General features: G+C 68.9%; 20 protein-coding genes and 1 pseudogene. 8 read left to right on the forward strand and 13 right to left on the reverse strand.

Annotated features, from left to right (window positions below; all coding sequences use genetic code 11):
* The first annotated feature begins 114 nt into the window (after positions 1 to 114).
* Positions 115 to 1503: a hypothetical protein gene (locus tag OG579_RS10595; protein ID WP_328855905.1), complete on the forward strand. Its 1389-nt coding sequence runs from the start codon at positions 115 to 117 to the stop codon at positions 1501 to 1503.
* 12 nt (positions 1504 to 1515) lie between these two features.
* Here OG579_RS10595 and OG579_RS10600 read toward each other — a convergent pair whose 3' ends face one another.
* Entirely contained in the window at positions 1516 to 2544 is a 1029-nt protein-coding gene (locus tag OG579_RS10600) for an NAD-dependent epimerase/dehydratase family protein (RefSeq protein ID WP_328855906.1), read from the reverse strand.
* Positions 2541 to 3365 carry an S-methyl-5'-thioadenosine phosphorylase gene (locus OG579_RS10605; protein ID WP_045821376.1) on the reverse strand — a complete coding sequence of 275 codons (825 nt, stop codon included), beginning with the start codon at positions 3363 to 3365 and terminating at the stop codon, positions 2541 to 2543. The genes OG579_RS10600 and OG579_RS10605 overlap by 4 nt, the downstream gene beginning before the upstream one ends.
* A 64-nt stretch (positions 3366 to 3429) precedes the next feature.
* On the opposite strand from OG579_RS10605, the gene OG579_RS10610 reads away from it, so the two are divergent.
* On the forward strand, positions 3430 to 5307 hold the full coding sequence (locus tag OG579_RS10610; RefSeq protein ID WP_328855907.1) for a glycosyltransferase: 1878 nt from the start codon (positions 3430 to 3432) through the stop codon (positions 5305 to 5307).
* 41 nt (positions 5308 to 5348) lie between these two features.
* Entirely contained in the window at positions 5349 to 5564 is a 216-nt protein-coding gene (locus OG579_RS10615) for a hypothetical protein (protein ID WP_328855908.1), read from the forward strand.
* Between the two features lie 10 nt (positions 5565 to 5574).
* Here OG579_RS10615 and OG579_RS10620 read toward each other — a convergent pair whose 3' ends face one another.
* On the reverse strand, positions 5575 to 6459 hold the full coding sequence (locus OG579_RS10620; RefSeq protein WP_328855909.1) for a polysaccharide deacetylase family protein: 885 nt from the start codon (positions 6457 to 6459) through the stop codon (positions 5575 to 5577).
* An 87-nt stretch (positions 6460 to 6546) separates the two neighbouring features.
* Between OG579_RS10620 and OG579_RS10625 the strand changes: the two genes are divergently transcribed.
* Positions 6547 to 7527, forward strand: coding sequence for an ABC transporter substrate-binding protein (locus tag OG579_RS10625; RefSeq protein ID WP_328855910.1), 981 nt, complete (start codon positions 6547 to 6549; stop codon positions 7525 to 7527).
* 7 nt (positions 7528 to 7534) lie between these two features.
* On the opposite strand, the gene OG579_RS10630 is transcribed toward OG579_RS10625, so the two are convergent.
* The 7 genes from OG579_RS10630 to OG579_RS10660 all read right to left on the reverse strand — a co-directional run bounded on the left by OG579_RS10630 (position 7535) and on the right by OG579_RS10660 (position 16531).
* Complete coding sequence (locus tag OG579_RS10630; RefSeq protein WP_328855911.1) at positions 7535 to 9331, reverse strand: ABC transporter ATP-binding protein; 1797 nt, start codon at positions 9329 to 9331, stop codon at positions 7535 to 7537.
* Positions 9328 to 11076, reverse strand: coding sequence for an ABC transporter ATP-binding protein (locus OG579_RS10635; RefSeq protein WP_328855912.1), 1749 nt, complete (start codon positions 11074 to 11076; stop codon positions 9328 to 9330). The genes OG579_RS10630 and OG579_RS10635 overlap by 4 nt, the downstream gene beginning before the upstream one ends.
* A gap of 110 nt (positions 11077 to 11186) precedes the next feature.
* On the reverse strand, positions 11187 to 11984 hold the full coding sequence (locus tag OG579_RS10640; protein ID WP_328855913.1) for an ABC transporter ATP-binding protein: 798 nt from the start codon (positions 11982 to 11984) through the stop codon (positions 11187 to 11189).
* On the reverse strand, positions 11981 to 13072 hold the full coding sequence (locus OG579_RS10645) for a FecCD family ABC transporter permease (RefSeq protein ID WP_328855914.1): 1092 nt from the start codon (positions 13070 to 13072) through the stop codon (positions 11981 to 11983). Before OG579_RS10645 ends, OG579_RS10640 begins: the two co-directional genes overlap by 4 nt.
* An 11-nt stretch (positions 13073 to 13083) precedes the next feature.
* Entirely contained in the window at positions 13084 to 14142 is a 1059-nt protein-coding gene (locus OG579_RS10650; RefSeq protein WP_408068661.1) for a FecCD family ABC transporter permease, read from the reverse strand.
* A gap of 6 nt (positions 14143 to 14148) precedes the next feature.
* Entirely contained in the window at positions 14149 to 15027 is an 879-nt protein-coding gene (locus tag OG579_RS10655; protein WP_328855915.1) for a siderophore-interacting protein, read from the reverse strand.
* A gap of 187 nt (positions 15028 to 15214) precedes the next feature.
* A complete protein-coding gene (locus tag OG579_RS10660; protein WP_045821313.1) occupies positions 15215 to 16531 on the reverse strand; it encodes an acetyl-CoA C-acetyltransferase in 1317 nt (438 codons plus the stop codon).
* Between the two features lie 84 nt (positions 16532 to 16615).
* Between OG579_RS10660 and OG579_RS10665 the strand changes: the two genes are divergently transcribed.
* The 4 genes and pseudogenes from OG579_RS10665 (at position 16616) to OG579_RS10680 (ending at position 20783) form a co-directional block, all read left to right on the forward strand.
* Positions 16616 to 18025 carry a 3-oxoacyl-ACP reductase gene (locus OG579_RS10665; RefSeq protein WP_328855916.1) on the forward strand — a complete coding sequence of 470 codons (1410 nt, stop codon included), beginning with the start codon at positions 16616 to 16618 and terminating at the stop codon, positions 18023 to 18025.
* Between the two features lies 1 nt (position 18026).
* Positions 18027 to 18905 (forward strand): MaoC/PaaZ C-terminal domain-containing protein, encoded by an 879-nt coding sequence (locus OG579_RS10670; protein ID WP_328855917.1) that lies wholly within the window; start codon positions 18027 to 18029, stop codon positions 18903 to 18905.
* Positions 18906 to 19091: 186 nt separating this feature from the next.
* Positions 19092 to 19724, forward strand: coding sequence for a CsbD family protein (locus tag OG579_RS10675; RefSeq protein WP_328855918.1), 633 nt, complete (start codon positions 19092 to 19094; stop codon positions 19722 to 19724).
* A gap of 86 nt (positions 19725 to 19810) precedes the next feature.
* Positions 19811 to 20783 (forward strand): annotated as a pseudogene (locus OG579_RS10680) (aldo/keto reductase).
* 11 nt (positions 20784 to 20794) lie between these two features.
* Here OG579_RS10680 and OG579_RS10685 read toward each other — a convergent pair.
* The 3 genes from OG579_RS10685 to OG579_RS10695 are packed head-to-tail and all read right to left on the reverse strand — an operon-like array spanning position 20795 to position 24053.
* Complete coding sequence (locus tag OG579_RS10685) at positions 20795 to 22534, reverse strand: hypothetical protein (RefSeq protein WP_328855919.1); 1740 nt, start codon at positions 22532 to 22534, stop codon at positions 20795 to 20797.
* Positions 22531 to 23238, reverse strand: coding sequence for a hypothetical protein (locus OG579_RS10690; protein WP_328855920.1), 708 nt, complete (start codon positions 23236 to 23238; stop codon positions 22531 to 22533). The genes OG579_RS10685 and OG579_RS10690 overlap by 4 nt, the downstream gene beginning before the upstream one ends.
* Positions 23235 to 24053 (reverse strand): hypothetical protein, encoded by an 819-nt coding sequence (locus OG579_RS10695; protein WP_328855921.1) that lies wholly within the window; start codon positions 24051 to 24053, stop codon positions 23235 to 23237. Before OG579_RS10695 ends, OG579_RS10690 begins: the two co-directional genes overlap by 4 nt.
* Positions 24054 to 24059 lie beyond the last annotated feature (6 nt).

Below are 24059 nucleotides of genomic sequence, written 5' to 3' on the forward strand. Positions count from 1 at the left end.
CGGACCGGTGTCGCGCCGCGAAAAGGCCATGCTCGAACCATAACGTGACCACCGCGCACCCCGCTGCGGTGGCGTCGTGGCCGAATCGAGGCGCTCGATGCCTAGATTGGAGCGGTGACGGCCACACAGAGCGACGAAACGGACATTCGCGAGGAGCTGCCGCGGGGTGCGTCACCCGCCGGACGGCCGAGGTGGTTCCGCGACACCGCCGCCATCCTCGCCGCGGCCGCGCTGCTGCTCACGTCGATACTCGTCCCGTTCTACGGTTCGCCGGAACTCAAACTCAACATCTTCGTGCTCGCGCCACCGCTGTTCGGTGGGGTGGAGCCGCACGGCAACTACAGCACCGCCGTCGCGGTGGCGATCGGGCTGCTGGTGATCGCGTTCGGCCCCTGGGTCGCGCGCACGCTGCGCTGGCGGGCCCTGCTGGCGGTCACGTGGATCGTGGGCATCGCGTGGACCCTGAGCCTGGCCCTCATCGACGGGTGGACCCGCGGCATCTCCACCCAGCTCGACCGACCCGACGAGTACCTCCCCACCGCACGCGGCGTGACCGACATCGGCCGCCTGATCTCCTCGTTCGACTCGCGGATCCTCGACTTCCAACCGAACTCGTGGCCCACCCATGTCTCCGGACATCCCGTGGGGGCTCTGTTGAGCTTCGTGCTGCTCGACCGCGTGGGCCTGGGCACCGGCACCCGGGCGGGGGTCTTCTGCATCGTGGTCGGCACCAGCGCGGTGATGGCGCTCTGCATCGCGGTGCGCTGCCTCGCCGACGAGACCACCGCCCGACGCCTCGCACCGTTCGCCGCGGTCACCCCGGGCGCGGTGTGGATCGGGGTGTCGGCCGACGGCTACTTCATGGGCGTCGTCGCGTGGGGGATCGCGTTGCTGGCGGTGTCGGCGACCACCGACCGCGCGCGGATCCGCGCGTTCGCGGGCATCGGGGCCGGTCTGCTGCTGGCCTTCGGCATCTTCTGCAACTACGGACTCACGCTGATGGGGGTCATCGCCGTCGCGACGCTGATCGTGGCGCGCGCGTGGCGGCCGCTCCTGTGGGCGATCCCCGCCGCCCTGATCGTCGTGGCGGTCTTCGCCGCCGCGGGATTCTGGTGGCTCGACGGCTACCACCTCGTCTATGAGCGCTACTACCAGGGCATCGCCAGCAAGCGGCCGTACTCCTACTGGGTGTGGGCGAACTTCGCGGCGTCGATGTGTGCGGTCGGCCCCGCGGCCGTGGTCGGCCTCGGCCGCGCCCTGCGCCGGCGTCCGATCGCCCGCCGCGAAGCGGTCGTGATCCTCGGCCTCGCCGGGCTGCTCGCGATGGCGCTCGCCGACCTCAGCGGGCTGAGCAAGGCCGAGACCGAACGCATCTGGCTCCCGTTCGGCGCCTGGATCCTCACCACCACCGCGCTGCTCCCGCCGCGCCAACAGCGGTTCTGGCTCGCCGCCCAGGTCCTCACGGCACTGCTCATCAACAGCATCGTCCGCACCCACTGGTGAGGAGGGGCCGGCTCAGTCCCGTAGGGGTGCGGTCGCGAACTCGCGGATCCCGTCGGCCGGGGTGATCTGGGCGGTGAACCCGAGGGTCTCGCGGGCGTGCGCGGGATCGGCGACGATGTGCCGGACGTCGCCGGGTCGGAACCGTCCGGTGGTGACCGGCTCGGGGCCGTCGATCGAGCGGCACAGCTCGTGGGCGACCTCACCGATGGTGATGGGGTGTCCCGAGCAGACGTTGAACGCATCGAACCCGGGCGGCGTGTTCTCGATCGCGGCGACGTTGGCGCGGGCGATGTCGTCGACGTGGATGAAGTCGCGCATCTGACCGCCGTCCTCGAACACCGTCGGCGCCTGACCGTTCTCCAGCTGCGACCGGAAGATCGCGGCGACACCGGCGTACGGGGTGTCGCGCGGCATGTGCGGGCCGTAGACGTTGTGGTAGCGCAGAGCGGTGACCGAGCCGCCGGTCTCCAGCGTCCAGGCCTTGGCGAACGCCTCCTGCGCGGCCTTGCTCGCGGCGTAGTAGCTGCGCGGCGCGATCGGCGCACTCTCCGGGGTCAACGCCCACTGCGCCGGGGTGCCGTCGGCGAGGTAGCGCTCGAAGTGTCCGGCCTCCAGCGCCTCGGTCGTGCGGGCCGGCGGGTCGACGGCGGCGCCCACCGCGTCGGTGTAGGTGCCGTCGCCGTAGACGACCATCGACGACGCCAGCACCAGGCGCGCACAGCCCGCGCGGTACATCGCGGCGAGCAGTCGGGCCGTCACGAGATCGTTGTCGGCGGCGTAGTCCGGGGCGTCGCGGGCGTCGACCCCGGCGCCCACCATCGCGGCCTGGTGGCATACCACGTCGACGCCGTCGAGCATCGAATCGATGTCGGCCGTGCGGAGATTGGAGACCTGGACGCCATCGGGCGCCTGTGCGTCGGGGCCGTGCGCGGCCGGGATCATGCCGTCGACGGCGACCACGTCGTGGCCGCGCTCGAGCAGCTGGCGACGGATGTGCGAACCGATGAACCCGGCGGCGCCGGTGAGCAGGACCCGACTCATGACAGGCCCGGCAGCAGTGCTGCGAGGTCGTGTCCGCCTGCGGCGCAGTCGCACTCACCCTCGGCGTCGACCAGGGCCACGGCGTGGGTCAGCAACCCCTTCAGCATGGCGAGGCTGCGTTCGAAGACGGCGTACACATCGGCCTCCGACACGCCCTCCCCTGCGTTGACACCGGCGTCGTAGTCGGTGACGAGAGCGATGGGGGCGTAACACATCTGGAGTTCCCGGGCGAGGACGGCCTCGGGGTGGCCGGTCATGTTGACCAGGGTCCAGCCCTGCCGCGCGAACCACTGGCTCTCCGCGCGGGTCGAGAAGCGCGGTCCCTCCACGATCGCCATCGTTCCGCCGTCGACCACCGGCGGCTTCGCGGGCACGGCGACCGCGGCCTCGTGCGCCGCGGCCCGCAGCTGCGGGCAGTACGGGTCGGCGAAGCTGACGTGCACGGCGTCGGTGTCGAAGAACGTCTGCTCACGTCCGGAGGTGCGGTCGACGAGTTGGTCGGGGACGACCACCGCCCCGGGTCCGATCTCGGCGACGAGGCTTCCCACGGCGCACGGCGCGAGCACCTGGCGCACGCCGAGCGATCGCAGCGCCCACATCGTCGCGCGGTAGGGCACGCGGTGGGGCGGGTACTCGTGGCGCAGACCGTGTCGGGGGACGAACGCGACGTCGACACCGTCGACGGTGCCCACCGACACCGGCGCGCTGGGCGCGCCGAACGGGGTGTCGATCTCGATCTGCTCGGCGTCGGAATCGAAGAAGGAGTAGAAGCCCGTTCCCCCGATGACACCGATCCGGGCGCGGTTGTGCTGGTCGCTCATGGCGACAACATTGCCCCACCGGCGACGCCACTGCCCGCTCGGGGGTTCGCGATAGTCTGCCACGGTGACCTCCCCTGACACGGCGCCCCGACCGGTCCACGACGAGCCCGGCACCGAGACGCCCGACGGGCGGCGGGTCGTCGCCCGCGGGCTGTTCGCGGGCACCACCCCCGTCGCCAACGCCGCCCTCTATGCGGTGGTCCGCCACGGCAGCGGCGATCAGACGCGCTCGACCCTCCACCTGCAGCGCGGCGCCCGCGCCGACATGAACACGTTCTTCGGCCGCTTCCCCGCCAGCTACTGGCAGCGCTGGACGACCGCCTCGACGGTCACCGTGAGCCTGCGGGTCCACGCGTCGGCACATTTCCGGGCCGTGCTGATGGCGTCGGACATCGGCAGCCACCACCGCATCGTCGACGCGGTCGAGCTGACCGACCCGGCCGTCGACGGACCACAGACCATCACGATGGACGCACCGCTCAACGTCTTCGCCGACGGCGGCGCGATGTGGCTGAGCTTCGAGGCGATCGACGGCGCGGCCCGCGTCGACTCGGTCGAGTGGTCGGTGATCGCGGTCGGCCCGCAGCGCCCCGTCTCGGTCGCCATCTGCACCCACAACCGCGTCCCGCAGTGCGCGGAGACGGTCGCGGCGCTGGCGTCCGACGATCAGGCCATGGCGGCGGTCGACGGCGTCTGGGTGGTCGATCAGGGCACCGACACCGTCGACGGCCACCCACTGTTCGCACAGGTGCGCCCCCGGTTCGGCGACAAGCTGCACTACATCCAGCAGGGGAACCTCGGAGGCGCAGGCGGTTTCAGCCGCGGACTGCTCGAAGCGGTGCGGCGCAACCCGCAGGGTGACGTGATCCTGATGGACGACGACATCCTGTGCGAGCCGGAGACCGTGCTGCGACTCGGCGCGTTCGCGTCGATGACCGAGTCACCGGCGATCGTCGGGGCGCAGATGTTGTTCCTGCACAACCCGACCTATCTGCTGGCGTCGGCCGAACGCGTCGATCTCGTCACCCTGCGCCGCGGCGTCGCGGGTGACAAGTACGCGCAGCAGAACAAGGACATGCTCAAGAAGATCACCGACCGCCGCATCGACGCGCAGTACAACGGCTGGTGGACGTGCCTCATCCCCGCCGAGGTCGTGGCACGGATCGGCATGCCGCTGCCGGTGTTCTTCCAGTGGGACGACGTCGAATACGGTCTGCGTGCGGCGCGGTCGGGTATCCCGACGGTGACCCTGCCCGGCGCCGGGGTCTGGCACGCCGACTTCTACTGGAAGGACGTCGACGGCTTCGCGCACTACTTCGCGACCCGTAACGGCCTCATCACCGCCGCGCTCGAGCCCGGGTTCGCCGCCGACGCGGTCATCTCCGAACTCGGCCGCGACATCGTGAAGTCGATCGTGAGCCTGCAGTACGGCCTGGCGTACACCCAGCTGCGCGCGCTCAACGACTTCCTCGACGGCCCTTCGGTTCTCGACGACGGCGGCGCGGCGGCACTCGCGGAGATCAACGCCGAACGCAAGCGGTTCGCCGAGACCGTGATCACGCCGATGACCGCGGTGCCTGCATCGGTGCCGATCCGTCGGGCCGCTCCGCCGCCGAAGCCGGGGTGGGAGAACGCCGTGCTCGCCAAGCGCGCGGCGGCCCACGCGCGCGGCCGGTTGATCGGCGGCCCGGTGGCGGTGTCGTTCGAGGACGCCGCCTGGTGGCATGTCGGGCAGTTCGACCACGTCTTCGTCACCGACGCCTCGCAGCACGGGTGTCGCGAGCGGCGCTACCGTCGTGACCTCGCCCGGGAGATGACCGATCGCCTCGTGCGGTTGTCGTTGCGGTTCCGTCGCGAGGCGCCTGCCGTGGCCGAGCAGTACCGATCGGCGATGCCCGAATTGACCAGTACGACCAATTGGGAACGGCTGTACGGGATCTGACCGCCTTGCGCTGATCGTTCGGCAGGCGAATGATCGACAGTGTGAAAAGAACAGTCGTACGGTGCGCCTCCGGCGGGCTCTACTCGACCATCTGGGTCCCGATGGTCTCGCTCAAGGCGGTGCGCCTCGGCGGCAGCCGGTGGCAGCGCTGCCCAGTGCACGGCAAGTGGGAGACGGCGAGGCCGGTCGATCCGGGTCAGCTCACCGCGGAGCAGCGGCGTGCTGCCGAGGCGATCACCGACATCGGCATCCCCTGACCGCGAGCGCTCAGTCCGGCGGGAACAGTCCGTGATAGTGGTCGGCGATGTCGCCGGCGGTCGTGAACCACACACCGTCGGCGTGCGACGTCATGTGCTCGAGCGCCGCCCGAAAGCGCCGCAGCCGGTAGGGCTGTCCGGTGAGGAACGTGTGCGTCGAGATCGACAACACCACCGGCTGCGCTCGTGCGTTCTCGAGCAGTTCGTCGAACGAGTCGACGATCATGCGCTCGAAGGTCTCGGCCGTCGCGTGGTGGTGGACGAACACCGGTAGGTCGTTCACCTCGTGCGGATAGGGCACGCTCAGCAGCGGCCCCGCGTCGGTCCTCAACCACACGGGTTGGTCGTCGACCGGCCAGTCGAGGGTGTAGGCGAAACCCCTCTCCGCCAACAGGTCCTCGGTGACGCGGCTCGGGTTCGCGCCCGGACTCATCCAGCCCCGCGGCGGACGGCCCTCGTGGGACTCGATGGCCCGGTACACCGCGTCGATCTCGGTGCGTTCGGCATCGCGGGTCAGCGCGTTGGGTTGGGTCGAGTTGGTGCGACCGTGGGCGACGACGTCGGCGTCGAGGGCGCGAAAGGCGGCGATCACCTCGGGCGCGTGCTCGTACACCTCGGTGTTGACCAGCAGCGTGGGTCGGATCCCGGTGCGGCGCAGGGTATCCGCGAGACGGAATGCGCCGACGCGGTTGCCGTACTCGCGCCACGCCCAGTTGTAGGTGTTCGGCTGATCCATGTCCGGCGTGTAGCCGAGCCCCGGCGAGCCGGAGTCGTAGGCGAAGTGTTCGCAGTTGACGGCGACGTAGACGGCCAGGCGCGCACCGCCCGGCCAGTCGAACTGCGGTCGGTCGCCGATGGCGGAGTGGTCGAAGCGACCGTGAGAGGGCAGGGCCATCACTCCATCATGCGCCGACGCGGTCGCAGGACCGCTCAGGGCGCCCGATCGGTCGAAGTTAGGTAATCATAACCTAAAGTAACGTCCATGAACCTGAACTCACCACGCGGTCATCGCGTACTCGCCCTGATCGTTGCCGGTCTCGTCGGTGTCGCCACACTGTCGGCGTGCGGCAGCGGCTCCGACACCACGGCATCCGGACCGACCGTCACGATCGCGCACAAGTTCGGCGAGACGAAGGTGCCCGCCGACCCGAAACGTGTTGTCACCGTGGGCTACAACGACCAGGACTTCACCCTGGCGCTCGGTGTGGTGCCGGTGACGACCCGCGCCTTCTTCGACAGCTACGACACACTCCCGTGGGTGCAGGCGCAGACCGGCGGCAAGGGCGTCCCGGCGATGCAGGGCGACAGCATCAACTACGAGGAGATCGCCACGGCGAAGCCCGACCTGATCCTCGCCATCTACGAGACCATCGACCGCAAGACCTACGACCGGCTCTCCCAGATCGCGCCGACCGTCATCCAGTCCGCCGAGTACAAGGACGAGGAGACGCCCTGGAACGTCCAGTTGCTGACCACCGGAAAGGCTCTCGGCCGCGAGGCCCAGGCCCGTGCCCTGGTGACGAAGGTGACCGGCGCGATCGACGCGGCGAAAGCCGCCCATCCCGAGTTCGCGGGCAAGACCCTCGTCGTCGACTACGGCCCCGAGAACGGCGGCCACTACCTTCTCGGCGCCAACGACCCCCGACGCGCCCTGTTCGACGCACTCGGGTTCGGTGCCCAGGACACCGTGGGCGACGTGTCGGAGGAGAAGCTCGGGTTGCTCGACCGCGACGTGCTGTTCGTCGAGGGAGCCACCAGATCGCAGCTCGCGTCGTCGCCGGCGTTCACGCGCCTGAACGTGGTGCGCGAGGACCGCACGCTCTACACGCAGTTCGATTCACCGTTGGCCGGAGCGCTGTCCTACAGCGGTCCCGACGCCCTGCTCTATGCGATCAAGGTCGTCGTCCCGCAGCTGTCGAACGCGCTCACGGGCAAGCCCGTCGCCGACCTCGCCGGCGCCTGACCGACGATCACCGACCGGTGCCGTCGGTCTCCCATGCCCGCCACAACTGCGCGTACCGACCGGCGTCATCGGCCAACAGCTCGGTGTGAGAGCCGAACTGGACGATCTGGCCGTGCTCCATCACCGCGATCGCGTCGGCCGTCGCGGCCTGGGTGAGTCGGTGCGCCACGACGAGGGTGGTCCGACCGTCGGTGGCCGCGAGGGCGGCGTCCTCGAGGCTGCGGGCGCTGGCGCTACCCGCCTCGGCCGTCGCCTCGTCGAGCACCACCACCCGGGGATCGCGCAGCACCAGGCGCGCCAGCGCGATGTGTTGCGCCTGCGCCGCGGTCAGTGCGAGCCCGCCCTCCCCGACCCGGGTGTCGACGCCGTCGGGCAGCGCATCCACCCAGTCCCGGGCACCCACGGCACCGAGTGCCGCGAGGACCCGCTCCCGCGTCGCCTCGGGCGCAGCCAGTCGCAGGTCGTCGATGAGCGGTCCGGCGAAGACGTGGACCTCCTGCGTCACCGTCGCCACGTGGTCGCGGAGGCGGTCGGGATCGATGTCGGTCACCGCGACCCCACCGATGAGCGCCGAACCCGCACCGGGCGTGAGCATCCCGGCGATGACGGCGGCCAGGGTGGTCTTGCCGGCACCGGTGGACCCGACGAGCGCGGTGCGCGTGCCCTCGGGAATGCGCAACGACACCCCGCGCAGCACCGGACGGTCGGGGTGGTACGCGTGGTGCACGTCGCGGACCTCGACCTCGGCCCCGACGGGCGTCGATGATGTCGTCTCTGGATTGTCGGGGCCGGGCGTGGTTTCGGGGCCGGTGGTGATGTCGAGGATGCCGACGAGTCGCGACAGGCTGGCTCCGGCCGCCTGCACCTCGTCGAAGCTGAACATCACCGTGCCGACCGGGTTGAACAGTCGTTGGAACAGCAGCGCCGCGGCCGTCACCGCACCGACGGTCACCTCACCCTCGCGCACGAGTGCGAACCCGACGATCAGGATCGCCGCCAGTCCGATGAACTCCGCGCGGTTGATCCGTCCGCTGAATCGCGTGAACTGGGCGAACACCGCGATCGAGATGTCCCGTGCGCGAGCCGATGCGGTGCTGATCGCGTCGACGTGATGGTCGTGCCGTTCGTAGGCGTCGATGGTCGGGAGGCCCTGCAGCGACTCGACCATGACCTGCCCGCGTGCGGCGATCGCCACCCGCTCGTCGCGGTACATCGGTGCCGAGCGGGGGAGGTACCAGCGCACCGCGACCACGTAGGCCGGAAGGGCCAGCGCACCGACGAGACCCAACCTCCAGTCGAGGCCGAGCATCCCGACGAGGCTGAGGACGCCGAGGAAGGCACCGTTGATCACGGTGGGCAGCACCTGCGAGACCGCCTTGCCGATCGCGCCGACATCGGCGCCCACCCGCGACAGCAGGTCGCCGCGCCCGGACTCGTCGATGGTGGTGGCCGGGAGGGTCAGGGCCCGCCGCAGGACCGACTCGCGGAGATCGGCCAACAGCACCTCGCCGAGCTTGGTCACCAGATAGGTCGAGAAACCGGTGCCCACGCCGGCGACCAGCGCAGCGACACCGATCGCCGTGGCGAGCGGCCAGATCTCGCCTGCGTCGGCGTCGTCGCGGACGCGGTCGACGAGGACACCGAGAAGATAGATGGGGACCACCGCGGCCGCGGCCGCGATCACCCCGACCAGCAGCGTGACGACGACGGTGCCGGGTCGGCGTGCCAGGTCGGCACGCATCCACGCCATCGTCCGACGCGAGCGTGACACCGGGAGGATCGGTGCGACGTCCGGGATGGTCATCGCGACACCCACTCTCGATAGTCGGTCCGCGCGCGGACGAGATCGGCGTGGGATCCCTCGGCCATGACGGCGCCGTCGACGACCAGGACCACCCGGTCGGCCGTCGCGAGCAGCGCGGGACTGCTCGTGACGACGATGGTGGTCTGGCCTTTCTCACCGCGCACGGTCCGCAGACCGTCGGCGATCTCCTGCTCGGTGACCGCGTCCACCGCGGTCGTCGGATCGTGCAGGACCAGCACCTCCGGCGCGGCGATCAGGGCTCGGGCCAGGGCGAGCCGCTGTCGCTGCCCACCCGAGAGGCTGGCCCCGCGTTCGGTGACCGGATGATCGAATCCGTTCGGATACAACGCGATCACCTCGTCGGCCGCCGACGCGGCCAGCGCCGAGACCACATCGGCCGATCGGCCCTCGGCCCGGTCACGGCCCGTCGCCGCGCCCCACAGGATGTTGCTGCCCAGCGTCCCGGTGAACAGGTGGCTGTCGTGGTGTTCGACCACGATGGCAGCGCTGCGGGCGCCCGGCGCGATGTCCTCGAGAAGTCTGCCGCCGACGGCGACCGTGCCGACCGGGCCACCCGGGGCACCGGCGAGGAGATCGATCAGCGCCACCGCGTCGCGCGCCGCCGGCGCGACCACGGCGACGAATTCGCCTGCGGCGACGTCGAGTCGGAGCCCCGGGAGCACGTCGTGCGCTCCGCACCGCACGCTCACCGCGGGACGGCGCCCGTCCTCCGAGACCGCCGGTTGCGGCGGGCCCGTCGGCGGATCGGCACGCAGCGACGGGGCCGAGAGCACCTGCGCGACCCGGTTGGCGCTCGCCCGGGCCTCGGCCACCCAACTGGGGACGATCGCCAGCACCGCGAACGGGTCGATGAGGTACTGCGCCAGACCGATGACGGTGATGAGTGCGCCGACGCCCATGTCGCCCGAGAGGGCGACGTACACCGCCACCACCGCGACACCCATGGCCGCCAGCGCGCCCGCGGCGGCCGCGGCACCCGCGTGTGCGCTCTGGATACGGGCTGCGCGCAACGATGCCGAGAGCGATGCGCGACTCGAGCGCCGGTAGCGGTCGGCGGCGGCACCGGTCGCACCGATCCCCTGCAGCGGTCGCAACCCGCTGACGAGGTCGGTGGCCATGCCGGAGGTGCGTCCCACCTCGTCCTGCTGCGCCTCGACGCGTCGGGCGATCATCGGGGCGGTGACCTGGAGGCCGAGCACCACCAGTGGGATCCCGATGAGGACGAGCGCTCCGAGGACCAGATCGATGGACAGCAGGACGATGCCGCACGCGAGGGTGCCGACCACCGCGCTGACGACCCTGGGGACGTAATCGATGACGTAGGAGGTGTTGTCGGCGTCGGTGGTCGAGATGGACAGCAATTCGCCCGCCGAGAACGCCTCCGCCCGACCCGCCGGTGCGGCGATGCCGTCGCGGTCGAGCGCCCGGGCGCTGAGCTCGTCGCGCAGCAGGTGCGACTCGCGGGCGATACCGAACATCAGTTGCCGGGCACCGAGGCGATAGAGCGTGGTCAGCACGACGAACAGCGCCGCCAGCACCGCGATCCAGAAGCCGATCGCCGCAAACGATCCCGTCGACACCGCGCGGTCGACGATGACGCCGATGAGGATCGGCACCGACACCTCACACAGCTGCCACCCCGCGATGAGGGTCGATCCACCCACGAGCCACCGTGCGTTGCGTGTGACGGTGCGCCGGAGGACCGCACCGCCGCTCACACGCACCCGACCACCCTTCGCCACCCGCCTCTCCCGGCCCGCGTGATGCGTCGCGCGCCTCGCTCGTACCAGGTGAGCCAACCAGACGGCAGGCGTGCGCGCGTCATCCCGGCTGCTCATGTCGTCCGGCGCGAGGCACGGGGGATCACCAGCGGCGTCCCGGTCTCGGGATCGTCGATGATGCGACACCGCAGTCCGTAGACCTCCTCGACCAGCCCGGCGGTGATCACCTCGGACGGATCACCCTGCGCCACGATCGATCCCGCCTTCATCGCGATGATGTGGTGGGCGAAGCGGCAGGCGTGGTTGAGGTCGTGCAGGACGGCGACGACGGTGCGGTCGCCCTCGGCGTTGAGGTCACCGAACAGGTCGAGCAGTTCGATCTGGTGGGCGATGTCGAGGAAGGTCGTCGGCTCGTCGAGCAGGATCAGCGGGGTCTGCTGCGCGAGCACCATCGCGACCCAGACCCGTTGGCGCTGCCCGCCCGACAGCGCATCGACCGGCCGCCCGGCGATGGACGTGATGCCGGTGGCGGCGAGCGCGTCCCGCACTGCGGCCTGGTCGTCGCGGGAGTACTGCCGGAAGAGCTTCTGATGAGGGAATCGTCCGCGGGCGACGAGATCTGCGACGGTGATGCCCTCGGGCGCGATCGACGACTGCGGCAACAGACCCAGCTTGCGGGCGACGTCCTTCGTATTGAGTGTGGCGATGTCGGCGCCGTCGAGGACGACCTGTCCACCCGCCGGGCGCAGCAGGCGGGCCAACCCGCGCAGCAGCGTCGACTTCCCGCAGGCGTTGGGTCCGACGATCGCGGTGATCGCGCCGGGGACGATGTCGACGGAGAGCCCGCCGACGATCAGGTCGGTGCCGTAGCCGAGGGACAGGTCCCGGGCTCCCAGGGTGATGTCGGTCAACGGGCCCTCCTGGCCTGGACGACGAGCAGATACACGAGGTAGAGACCGCCCACCGACACCGTCACCGCGCCGACCGGCAGTTGCGCCGGGGCGACGATCTTCTGGGCGACGAGATCGCTGAGCAGGAGCAGGAACGCGCCCATGACCCCGGCCGAGACGAGGCTGACCCCCGGCGCCCCCGTCAGCCGGCGCGCGAGCTGCGGGGCGGCGAGGGCCACGAAGGAGATGGGTCCGGCGGCCGCGGCGGCCACCGCCACGAGCACGACACCGATCACGAAGAACCCGACGCGTGCCCGTTCGGGCCGCACGCCCAACGCACCCGCGGCGTCGTCGCCCATCTGCATGATCGGCAGCTGTGGCCCCATCGCGAGCAACGCGGCGACGGCGATCACCACGCACACCAGCACCGGGTAGAGCTGATCCCAGTCGAGTCCGTTGAGCGTGCCCTGGTTCCAGATCGACGCGGTCACGGCCTGCGCCAGCTTGATGCGGATGACGATCCACTGGTTCACCGAGCTGAGGGCCGCACCGATCGCGATACCCACGATGATCAGTCGGAACCCGGCGATGCCGTTGCGATAGGCCAGCAGGTACACGACGAGAGCGGTGACGAGTCCGCCGATCGTGGCCCCGAGTGCGGTCAGGTAGTAGCCGCCGCCGAACGCCGCGATCGCGACCAGCGCGCCGGTGTAGGCGCCGGTGGTGAACCCGATGACGTCGGGGCTGCCCAGGGGGTTGCGGGTCAGGGCCTGGAAGATCGCGCCCGAGACCCCCAGCGCCGCACCGATCACCAGGGCCAGCAGGATGCGCGGCATCCGGAACTCGAGCACGACGACACGGGTGAAGGAGGTGTCCTGGCCGGTGACGACGCGCACGACGTCCATCGGCGAGACGGGGTATTCGCCGATGCCGAGAGCGAACACGGCGAGCACGACACCGCCGACCGCCAGGACCGACAGCGCGACGACGGTCCGGACCGACGCACGTATCGACACGTGCCGGCCGCGTCGCAGGACGAGCTGGCGGTGCCCGAAGTCGATGTCGTCGCCCGACTCGGGACGCGGCGTCGAACGCCCCTGCCTGGACACGATCGGCGGCGTCACAGGCCGGTCGCGTTCGATCGACGGATGAGCCAGATCAGCACCGGCGCACCGAGGAACGCGGTGACGATCCCGACCGGGAGTTCACCCGGCGCGACGACGACGCGGCCGACGATGTCGGCGGCCAGCATCAACGACGGGGCCGCGACGATGCAGTACGCGCAGATCCACCGCCAGTCGGGACCGGTGAACCAGCGCACCGCGTGCGGGACCATCAGTCCCACGAAGCCGATCGGGCCGGCGGCGGCGGTGGCCGACCCAGCGAGCAGGGTCACGGCGACGAGCCCGAGCACGCGAGTGCGGATCACGTTGCCGCCCATGGCCGCTGCGAGGTCGTCACCGAGGGCGACCGCGTTCAGCGAACGACTGACATGGATCGCCAGCAGCACCCCGACGACGACGAACGGCAGGATCGCCCACACCACGGACAGCGGTCGGCCGTCGAACGCGCCGGCGTCCCAGAAGCGGAGCTTGTCGAACGCGCGCGGGTTGCGGAGGCGGATGGTGTAGCCGATCCCGTCCATCACCGCACCGATCGCGACACCGGCGAGCAGGACGCGCACCGGCGTGGCGTCGGTGCGGCCGGTCATACCGACGAGGAACACGAACACCATGGCCACCAGCGCTCCGAGGAACGCGAACCAGATGTAGGACATCAGCGACGTGAGACCACCGAACGCGATGGCCGAGACGACGAACAGACCTGCGCCGGAATTGATCCCGAGGATCTGGGTGTCGGCCAGCGGGTTGCGGGTGATCCCCTGGATGAGCGCGCCGCACAGTCCGAGGCAGAGACCCACCACGATGCCCAGCACCGTTCGGGGGATGCGCAGGTCGTGCACGATCCATTCATCGCCGGTGTCGGTGTAGTCGACCACCGACCGCCAGACGGTCCCCAGACCGACCCACTGGGTGCCGATCGCGAGGCTGGCGATGACCATCACCACCAGGCTCGCGACGACGACGAGGAGACCGATCCAGCGCCGGCGGGTCAGGGCGGCGTCCGGCGGCGCGACCCCCTCGGCGGTCAGATCGGGAGGGTCGAACGTGGCGACCACGCGGGACTAGAGGCCGACGCGTTCGAGCGCGAGATCGAACTCCTCGGAGGCGATCTTGTCGCCCTTGCCGTCGGCGAGGGCCTGCGAGTACACCGCGACCAGTTCGTCGCTCATCGACTCGAACTTCTTGTCCCAGGTCTCGGAGTCGAACCGCCAGTAGCCGATGATGTCGTACTGCTCGCGCGCCCAGCTGTGGTCGCGGCGCAGGTGTTTGCGTACCGCGCGCGATTCCGACGCCTCGGCGGCGAACCAGCAGTAGCCGCGTCCCGCAGGGTGCTCGAGGGAGCGGATGCGGTCGGCCAGCGCGCTGGCGGCGTAGCCGTTGCCGGTGCCGACCGAGGTGATGAGGGTGACGTCGGGATGCGACGGCAGGTAGGCCAGGTCGGCCTCGTCGGCGACCTCGACGATCGCGATCCCCGGGGTGTCACCGGGCCACTCCTCGATGATCCGCGCGAGGGCGGGCAGACCGGACAGGTCGGCGACGAGGAGTTGCCACTGCGCGGCAGGGTCGGGGTGATACCAGCTGCGGGCGTGGGCGAGGACGACCTGGTCGCCGATCGACGCCGACCGCGCGAAGTCGCTGGCGATCCCCCGCTCGTGGAGCACGATGTCGACGGTGATCTGGCGTGGTCCGGGGCCGGCGGTGCGGATCGAGTAGTTGCGGCCGTGCGGGGCGGTGTCGGGATCGAAGTAGGCCCAGACGCCGTCGCGGCACTCCATCGCCGGCGGTGCGGCCTTCCCGGGTTCGGGGAAGTAGATCCCGACGGCGTCGTCGCCGTCGCCGGGCAGTCCGAGATCGGCGAGCGACGGCACGTCGAACACGAGGCGACGGATACGCGGGGCGGGGTCGGAGATGGCGACGACGGCGCCGAACACTGTTCCCATGACTGTAAGGCTAACCTAAGTCCGTTTCGGCGCCACGGGCACAAAAAACTTCGGCCGAGCTGCCGGGTCGGGGGTCTGGCAGCTCAGCCGAAGCTATGTGGGATATCGAGGGCACCGGGCCGGGCGTTACACAAACCGAAAAGAATTTTTCCCGGCCCGGTGACCTGCGATTATTCGTGCGTGACGATCAGGCCTCGACGATCGCGGTGACGCCCTGACCGCCGGCGGCGCAGATCGAGATGAGTGCGCGGCCGCCGCCGTTGGCGTGGAGCATCTTCGCGGTGTGGGCGACGATGCGGCCGCCGGTCGCGGCGAAGGGGTGACCCGCGGCGAGCGAGGAACCCTTCACGTTGAGCTTGCTGCGGTCGATCGAGCCCAGGGCGGCGTCGAGTCCGAGCCGGCCCTTGCAATACTCGTCGGACTCGAGCGCCGCGAGGGTGCAGAGCACGACCGAGGCGAACGCCTCGTGGATCTCGTAGAAGTCGAAGTCCTGCAGGGTGAGGCCGTTGCGCTCGAGCAGACGCGGGATGGCGTAGGTCGGGGCCATCAGCAGGCCGTCGGGGCCGTTGACGTAGTCGACCGCGGCGGTCTCGACGTCGACGAGGTGCGCGAGGACGGGGAGCTTCTTGTCCGCGGCCCAGTCGTCGGAGGCGAGCAGGACGGCCGAGGCGCCGTCGGTGAGCGGGGTCGAGTTGCCCGCGGTCATGGTCGCGTCGCCGAGGCCGACACCGAAGACCGGCTTGAGCTTCGCGAGCTTCTCCACGGTGCTGTCGGCGCGGAGGTTCTCGTCGCGGGTCAGACCGAGGAAGGGCGTGATGAGGTCGTCGAAGAAGCCCTCGTCGTAGGCCTTGGCCATGTTCTGGTGGCTCGCGGCGGCCAGCGCATCCTGATCGGCGCGCTTGATGCCGAACTCCTTCGCGGTGATGGCGGCGTGCTCGCCCATCGACATGCCGGTACGCGGCTCACCGTTCTGGGGGATCGTGATGCCGAGCTTGGGCAGCAGCGCGAGCACACCCTTCACGCGGTCGGCAGTGCTCTTGGCGCGGTTGACCTCCAGCAGGGCCTGGCGCAGCGGCTCGGACACGGCGATGGGGGCGTCGGAGGTGGTGTCGACGCCGCCGCCGATGCCGGCGTCGAACTTGCCGGTCGCGATGCCGTCGGCGACCAGGGACACCGCGGAGAGACCGGTGCCGCAGGCGTGCTGGACGTCGATGGCCGGGGTGTAGGGCGACAGCGAGGAGCCGAGCACCGACTCGCGGATCAGGTTGAAGTCGCGCGAGTGCTTGAGAACGGCACCGCCGGCGACGAGACCGAGGCGCTCACCCTGCAGGCTGAACCGGCTGACCAGGCCGTCGAGGGCCGCGGTGAACATGTCCTGGTTGCTGGCCTTGGCGTAGGCCTTGTTCTGCCGTGCGAACGGGATGCGGTTGCCGCCGACGATCGCGACGGGCCGCACGGTCTTCGCCTTGGCGGCGCTGGTCTTGGATTTTGCTGCTGTTGCCACTGCGGATCTCCCCGGGTGTCGGTTGGAAGCTATAGCGTATTCTTACTCGCGAGTAAGTTACTTGTCGAACCCCGCCGGGTGCCAATGCGCACACGCAGGGTGGGGTGGGGAAAAACCAAACCAACAAGGAGTCATGACGTGGCAAACACCGGCCTGTACTCGCAGTTCGTTCATTCACTTCCCGGCGCGTTCCTCGCCAAGCAGGCCGGTCTGCCGGTCCCGCCGCCGCTGCGTCGCTACAAGCCGTCGGACCCGGCGCTGACCGGTCCGGTGCTGCTCGGTGGTTCGGGACGTCTGATCGAGCCCCTGCGCGAGATGCTCTCGACGCCCGACTACGAGGTCATCAGCAACAACACCACCGGCAAGTCGGCCGACAAGTTCGGTGGCGTGGTCCTCGACGCGACAGGCATCACCTCGCCGAAGGACCTCAAGGAGATCTACGAGTTCTTCAACCCCGTGATGCGGTCGGTCACGCCCTGCGCGCGGTTCATCGTCATCGGCACCACCCCGGAGCTGATCACCGATCCCAACGAGCGGGTCGCCCAGCGCGCGCTCGAGGGCTTCACCCGTTCGCTCGGCAAGGAGCTCCTCAAGGGGTCGACCGCTCAGCTCGTCTACGTCGCGCCCGGCGCCTCGACCGGCCTGTCGGGTCTCGAGTCGACACTGCGCTTCATCCTGTCGGCGAAGTCGACCTTCGTCGACGCCCAGGTGATCCGCGTCGGCACCGACGAGGCCACCGCCCCCGCGAACTGGGACAAGCCGCTCGAGGGCAAGGTCGCGGTCGTGACCGGCGCCGCGCGCGGTATCGGCGCCACCATCGCCGAGGTCCTCGCCCGTGACGGCGCGCACGTCATCGTGGCCGACATCCCGGCCGCCGGTGAGGCGCTGTCGAAGACCGCCAACAAGGTCAACGGCACCGCGTTCCCCATCGACGTCACCGCCGACGACGCCGGCACCAAGCTGGCCGAGCACGTGAAGGAGCGCCACGGCGGCCTCGACATCATCGTCAACAACGCCGGCATCACCCGCGACAAGCTGCTCGCGAACATGGATGCCGGACGCTGGGATTCGGTCATCTCCGTCAACCTCATCGCACCGCAGAAGCTCGTCGACGACCTCGTCGCCGCCGACGCACTGAAGTCCGGTGGCGCGGTCATCGACGTCTCGTCGATCGCGGGTATCGCGGGCAACCGCGGCCAGACCAACTACGGCACCTCGAAGGCCGGTGTCGTCGGCCTCGTCGACGCCTACGCGCCGGTCCTCGCCGAGAAGGGCATCACCATCAACGCCGTGGCGCCCGGATTCATCGAGACCGCCATGACCGCCGCGATCCCGCTGGCCACCCGCGAGGCCGGTCGCCTCATGAGCTCGCTGCAGCAGGGCGGTCAGACCGTCGACGTCGCCGAGACCGTCGCCTACTTCGCCAACCCGGCGTCGTCGGCTGTCACCGGCAACGTGGTCCGCGTGTGCGGCCAGGCTCTGCTGGGCGCCTGACATGGCCAACACCGTTGCACTGAAGTCGCTCCCGGCGACCGCCGACGTCTACCGCAGCGCGGTGCTGGGCATGCTGCCCGGTATCGGCAAGGGCGGTTCGGTCCGTCCCGACGCCACCCTGCCCGACACCGTCTACACGGTGTCGGCGCTCAAGACCGATGCCGAGAAGGTGCGTCAGTACTGCGCCGCGACCGGGCAGCAGTTCGGTGAGCACCTCCCGCTCACCTACCCGTTCGTCGCACAGTTCCCGCTGATGATGCAGACGATGGTCGCCCCGGCGTTCCCGTTCGGCGCCGTCGGGTCGGTGCACCTCGAGAACCGCATCCGACGCGTTCGCCGGATCGCGCTGGGTGAGCCGTTGAGCATCGCCACGCACGCCGAGAACCTCCGCGAGCACCGCAAGGGCATGCTCGTCGACATCGTGAGCCGCATCAGCGTCGGCAGCGAGCTGGTCACCGAGCAGACCTCGACCTTGCTCAAGCAGCAGCGCACGTCGCTGTCGGGTGGACCGAAGTCGACGCCGCCGAAGGACCACCGTCCCCCGGCGCCCGACGTGACGCTGGCCGTGGATCTCGGGCGCATCCGCTCGTACGCCGCGGCGAGCGGTGACCGCAACCCGATCCACATGGCGAACCTGACCGCGAAGGCGTTCGGGTTCCCGCGGGCCATCGCCCACGGCATGTGGACCGCGGCCGCCGTGCTCGCCAACGTGGAGGCCTACCTCCCCGACGAGGTGACCTACGAGGCGAAGTTCGGCAAGCCGATCCTGCTCCCGGCGAAGGTCAACGGCTACGTCGACACGACCGAGGGCGGCTGGGACGTGTCGGTCCTCAACCGCAGCAAGGGCTACCCGCATCTGACGGGCACCCTGCGAGGCTGAGCCTCTTCTTTGGCCGGACTCCTCGCCCGGCGCCGGGAACGCAGTGAGCGGGCCGACTCCTCACCGTGATACGTATCACGGTGGGGAGTTCGTGCACATCGGCTGTCCGTTACGACTCAACAGACAAGTACTACGAGAGCGGCTCGAAACCCAGCGGGCCCGGTGATCACAAAGGAGTGGATTCCCATGGCTGCAGATTTCATCGACAAGGCCCAGAACAAGGCACAGGAAGTGGCCGGCGAGGCCAAGAAGGCCGTCGGCGACGCCACCGACAACGACGACCTCAAGGCCGAGGGCACCACGGACAAGGCGGGCGCGAAGGCCAAGCAGGCCGGCGACAAGGTCTCCGACGCCGCGGACAAGGCTGCCGACGCCGCCGGTGATGTCGCCGACGAGGCGAAGGACAAGGCCTCCGAGGTCGCCGACAAGACCAAGGACGCCGCTGCCGACGCCAAGGCGCAGGCCAAGGACGTCGCCGGTCAGGTGAAGGATGCCGCCCAGGGCACCAAGGAAGAGGCCAAGGACATCGCGGCCGACGCGAAGGCCAGGGCCGAGAGCGCCGCCGACGACGCCAAGGAGAAGGCCTCCGAGGTCGCCGACAAGGCCAAGGACGCCGCGGCCGACGCGAAGGCCCAGGCCAAGGACGTCGCCGAGAACGCGGAGAAGAAGGTCAACGAGGTCGCCGACAAGGTGGCGTCGAACATCCGCAGCATCGACAGCAACGACGTCGAGAAGGCCGCCACGAACCCGGCACTGCTCGCCGGCGTCTTCGCCGTGATCGCCGGCATCGTCGCCGCGATCATCTTCAAGCGCCGCTGACACTGTCGTTCGCCACGAATGGCGCCGCCCCCGAAGCCGGGAGCGGCGCCGTTTCGCGTTCGGGCGCAGCGGAGTACAACGGGGACATGCGGACAACCACCCTCGGGGAACTCGAAGTAGGACGAATCGGACTCGGCGCCATGGGCATGTCCCACGGTTACGGCGGAGCGGGCAGCGACGACGACGAGTCGATCCGGACCATTCATCGCGCCATCGACCTTGGCGTCACGCTGATCGACACCGCTGAGGTGTACGGGCCGTACATCAACGAGGAGTTGGTCGGTCGCGCCCTGAAGGGGCATCGCGATGCGGTCGTGCTTGCCACCAAGTTCGGCCTCATCTCCCACCAGGGGGGGCGACGGCGCCGACAGCAGTCCCGCGAATGTTCGCGCGGCGGTGGAAGGTTCGCTGCGTCGGCTCGACGTCGATCACATCGACCTCTGTTATCAACACCGCGTCGACCCGAACACGCCCATCGAGGACACCGTCGGTGCCATGGCCGAACTGGTCGCCGAGGGCAAGGTGCGGTACCTCGGCCTGTCGGAGGCGAGCGCGGGCACCATTCGTCGAGCGCATGCCGTGCACCCGATCACCGCGCTGCAGTCGGAGTACTCGTTGTTCACGCGCGATCCGGAGGACGGTGTCCTCACGGTCTTGGCCGAGTTGGGCATCGGATTCGTGCCCTACTCGCCGCTGGGACGCGGGTTCCTCACCGGCCAGATCCGCTCCGTCGACCAGATCGCATCAGACGACTTCCGCGCCGATAACCCGCGTTTCGTCGCCGAGAACTTCGCGCGCAACCTCGAACTGGTCGGGATCGTCGAGGCCGTCGCCGCGGAGGTCGGTGCGACGACCGGTCAGGTCGCGCTGGCGTGGCTGCTCTCCCGCGGCGAGCACATCGTGCCCATCCCGGGCACCAAGCGACGCGAGCGCGTGGAGGAGAACGTCGGCGCCGACGGGATCACGCTGACCGCCGACCAACTCGAACGGCTCGACTCACTCCCGCCCGCCGCCGGAGCCCATCACAACGAGGCCCAGATGCAGATGATCGAGCGCTGAAAGCTGATGCGCTAGCGCGATGAGCGCGGTGGGGTGGGCTTGTCGTCGGAGGTGTCGAGGTTGAGGCCTCCGAGGACCGTGGGTGCGACGTCGTCGAGTTCGCCGACGATCTCCTCACCGTTCTCCGTCGACCGCAGGTAGCGCGCAGTCTTGTGCTTTCCGTCGCCCTCGCCACCGGCCTGTGCGCCACGACCACCCATCGGGGCGGCCGACGTTCCGGCCGGGCCGGCCTTCGACGTCGCAGCCTGTTCGGCAGCCATCGCCTTCTCTGCCGCGGACATCGCACTCGCACCACGTGCACTCAGCGCGCTCTCGCTGGCGCCGGCCTTACCGAGCCCGCCCGCGCCGGCTCCACCACCGCCACCGCCTCCACCGGCTTTGGCGGCCTTCATCGCTGCCTTCTCTGCAGCTGCCTTCTCGGCTGCCGCAGCGCTCTTCAGCGCTTCAGCACTCGACGACCGAGTTGACGGCGAACCGAGGCCTCCACGCGTGAGGCCTTCAGCGGATTTGCCCATCTGCGATGCGGCGGACGCCGGACTACCCGCACCCGACGACGGCGCGGAACCCGGCTTCGCACCCTCAGCCGCCGACGCCGCAGACGGAGCAGTCCCGCTACCCGCCCTCTGCAGTTGCGAAGCGCCACCGCGGCTCGCCGCAGCAGCGGCACCCCCACCTCCACCTCCGCCGCCGGATCCGCCTCCACTTGAACCGCCTCCGACAAACTGCGACCCACCCAGAGCGCTGCCGTCACCCGCGGCAGCCTTGGGTCCCATGCCCGGCAGATACAACGGTGTCCCCACCACCGGACTCGTCGGGTCGGACAGATTCACCATCGACCCGTTCATGCTGCCGATCGGCGGATTCCACGTCGCACTCAACTGTGACTGCGAAAGCCCGTCATACAGCGCGTGCACGTTGAGACCGTTCTCAGGAGTCGCGGCCGCCAACGCGGTGGCGCGGTTCTGTTCAAGCATCTGCACCTGCGACTGCGACTGCCCCACCGACTCGGCCCATGTATTGATTGACGCCGAATTTGCTTGAGCTTCGGTCGCTATCTGCTTCCCTCGGCTCGAAAACAAGTCGAGAGAACCCTTCATTTTCGACGCTGCCTCACCCGAGAATACATCGGTACCAAGAATCGAGATCTGGTGGTCAAAATCGAAAAACGCGGCATTTAGCGCATTGGCAAGTTGGAGCCACTGCTGAGCCAAAGTGGTCAAGGCTGAAGGTACCGCGGGGCCTAACGCGGCGATTGCCGGATCGAGTGAGAAGTTCGGAATCGGCTCGGGCGCCAACCCCATCGGAAAGTTACCAGACGCAGGATCGGTGGCAGGTCTTGAAGGAGTGGTGGGCTGATTCGCAATTGTTGGCTTTGAATCAGACGTCAGCGGCCCATCCGGTGTTTGCACCTTGGCCATAGGATCAATGCCATCGGGCGCATCCAGCGCTCGGGCTATTGATCGTTGGCTCGCGTCATCCTGGTTAATCAATGCTTGCCCCGCTCCGCGCGCAGCCTTTTCCGCGCTTTCGATGGCTTCAAGCAGCATATTCAGAGCATTGACAGCCACTTCGCCGAGCTGAGATAGCTTACCGTCTACGCCGGATCCCGAGCCGTAGAGACCGCTTGCGCGGACGCTGGTTAGGTTCCGCGCAAGCAGTCTCATATCGTCGAACGCAACGCCAAGAACCGCGCAGGCGTTGACAATCTTGGCCGCTCCAGCTGGATCTAATCGAAGTTCTTCCCCCGTCATGACGTCGGCCTCATCTGCGAAGGCGATTTAGGAAGCAAGGGCTGAAGAATCTTGGCAGCAGCGACCGTCCGGTCACAGATTCCTTCCTCACTGTTATCGTCAATTATATTAATGCTTGCCGTGCCATAAAATGTTCCCCACGCAACTTCGCACGAGTACGGTCCACCGGTCTTATTGGTTGCGCGATCCCGCAATTCGTAGGCCTCGACCTTCGGCGCTATGCTCACCCCTGATCTGATTAGCGCATCTCTAAGAGACGGGGCGCCGAGGTGCTCCTGAATATTGTTGACAAATATCCCCGCACCCAGCGTGAATTCTGTCGTGAACGACGCTGCAGGACGAAGTAGGCAGGCCTGGTAGACAAGTGGGGAGCCGTAAAATCCCTTCTTTTTGGTCTCTGCCCCGAGTTCAGTCATTGCAGCGGGCGTGATGAAGTTGCAGATGTCGGGCATATTTTTGTCGTAAGGGCTTTTGCCGATGGGGACGGTGGTGATTACGCCAGTCATGTCTTTGGTGGAGTTCAGGTCGAGAACCGAGTCCTTTTCGACGCCCGGCGCAACGGATGCCGACTGGATGCGGGCCGAAGATGAGGCCGCAGGCTCCGCCGAACCACCGCCAGAACTGCATGCCGACACCGTCAGCATGGTCGCGGCCAAAACGCTGACGAACGCTCCGCCGACTCCGATTTGCTTGCGCACCATCATCCCCATTCCGCGCTCGCGCGCGCGTCGTATCGCTTCTTCACGGCGTTCACTGCACGTCTCATGCTCGACGCCATCTTGGCATCATCGACACCCACAGCAGTCCCGGGAGTGTCGATCACCAGCAGGTATCGCCCATCCTTCTCGACGTCGCGGTACTGGAGCGTGAGCCGCTCCGGACGCCGCCCGTCGACCTCAGAACCAACCTGCACACGAATCGACCCGCAGGTGGTGGGCTTCTCGTGCACGAAGACGCCGGCAGCGGTGGTTTTCGGCGCGTCTGCCGAGACCTGACGGAGCACCTCCACATCGATCGGGAGGTCGTAGAACGGCACATTGGGATCGGCCGGTAAGCGACCCGCGGCCGTGGACCTCGGCAGCAGACGAACCAGGTCATCGGTCCACGTGTCGAGGCGGGAGCGCGTCACCGACACCTCGCCACCGTGCGAGGGCGACGGGCCGGGCTTCTGACGCACCACGATCACATGGTCACCTTCGCCGCCCCATGCGCTCACCACCCGCACATGACTCGACGTGTCGGACAGAGGCTTCCGCGCGTCGAGACCGAGCAGCCCGATCGTGTAGCGGGGACGAGTGAGCGCAGCAATCGCTTCAGATTTCGCCGGGGTCATCGCGGCCCGCAGACGGGTGAGCTCAGCATTCTCCGCTGCGACCTGGTGATCGGCGGTGTCGTACTTCTCATCACCGAAAGCACAGAGCTCCGTCGGGAACTGCGCCCCCGCCGCATCACCCCACAGCAGCCGAAACTGCAACGGAGACAGCGTCCACGCGGACGTTTCCGACGTCGGTTCAGCCACCGGCAG

This window comes from Williamsia herbipolensis, from assembly GCF_036153515.1.
GTDB classification, from domain to species: Bacteria; Actinomycetota; Actinomycetes; order Mycobacteriales; family Mycobacteriaceae; genus Williamsia_A; species Williamsia_A herbipolensis.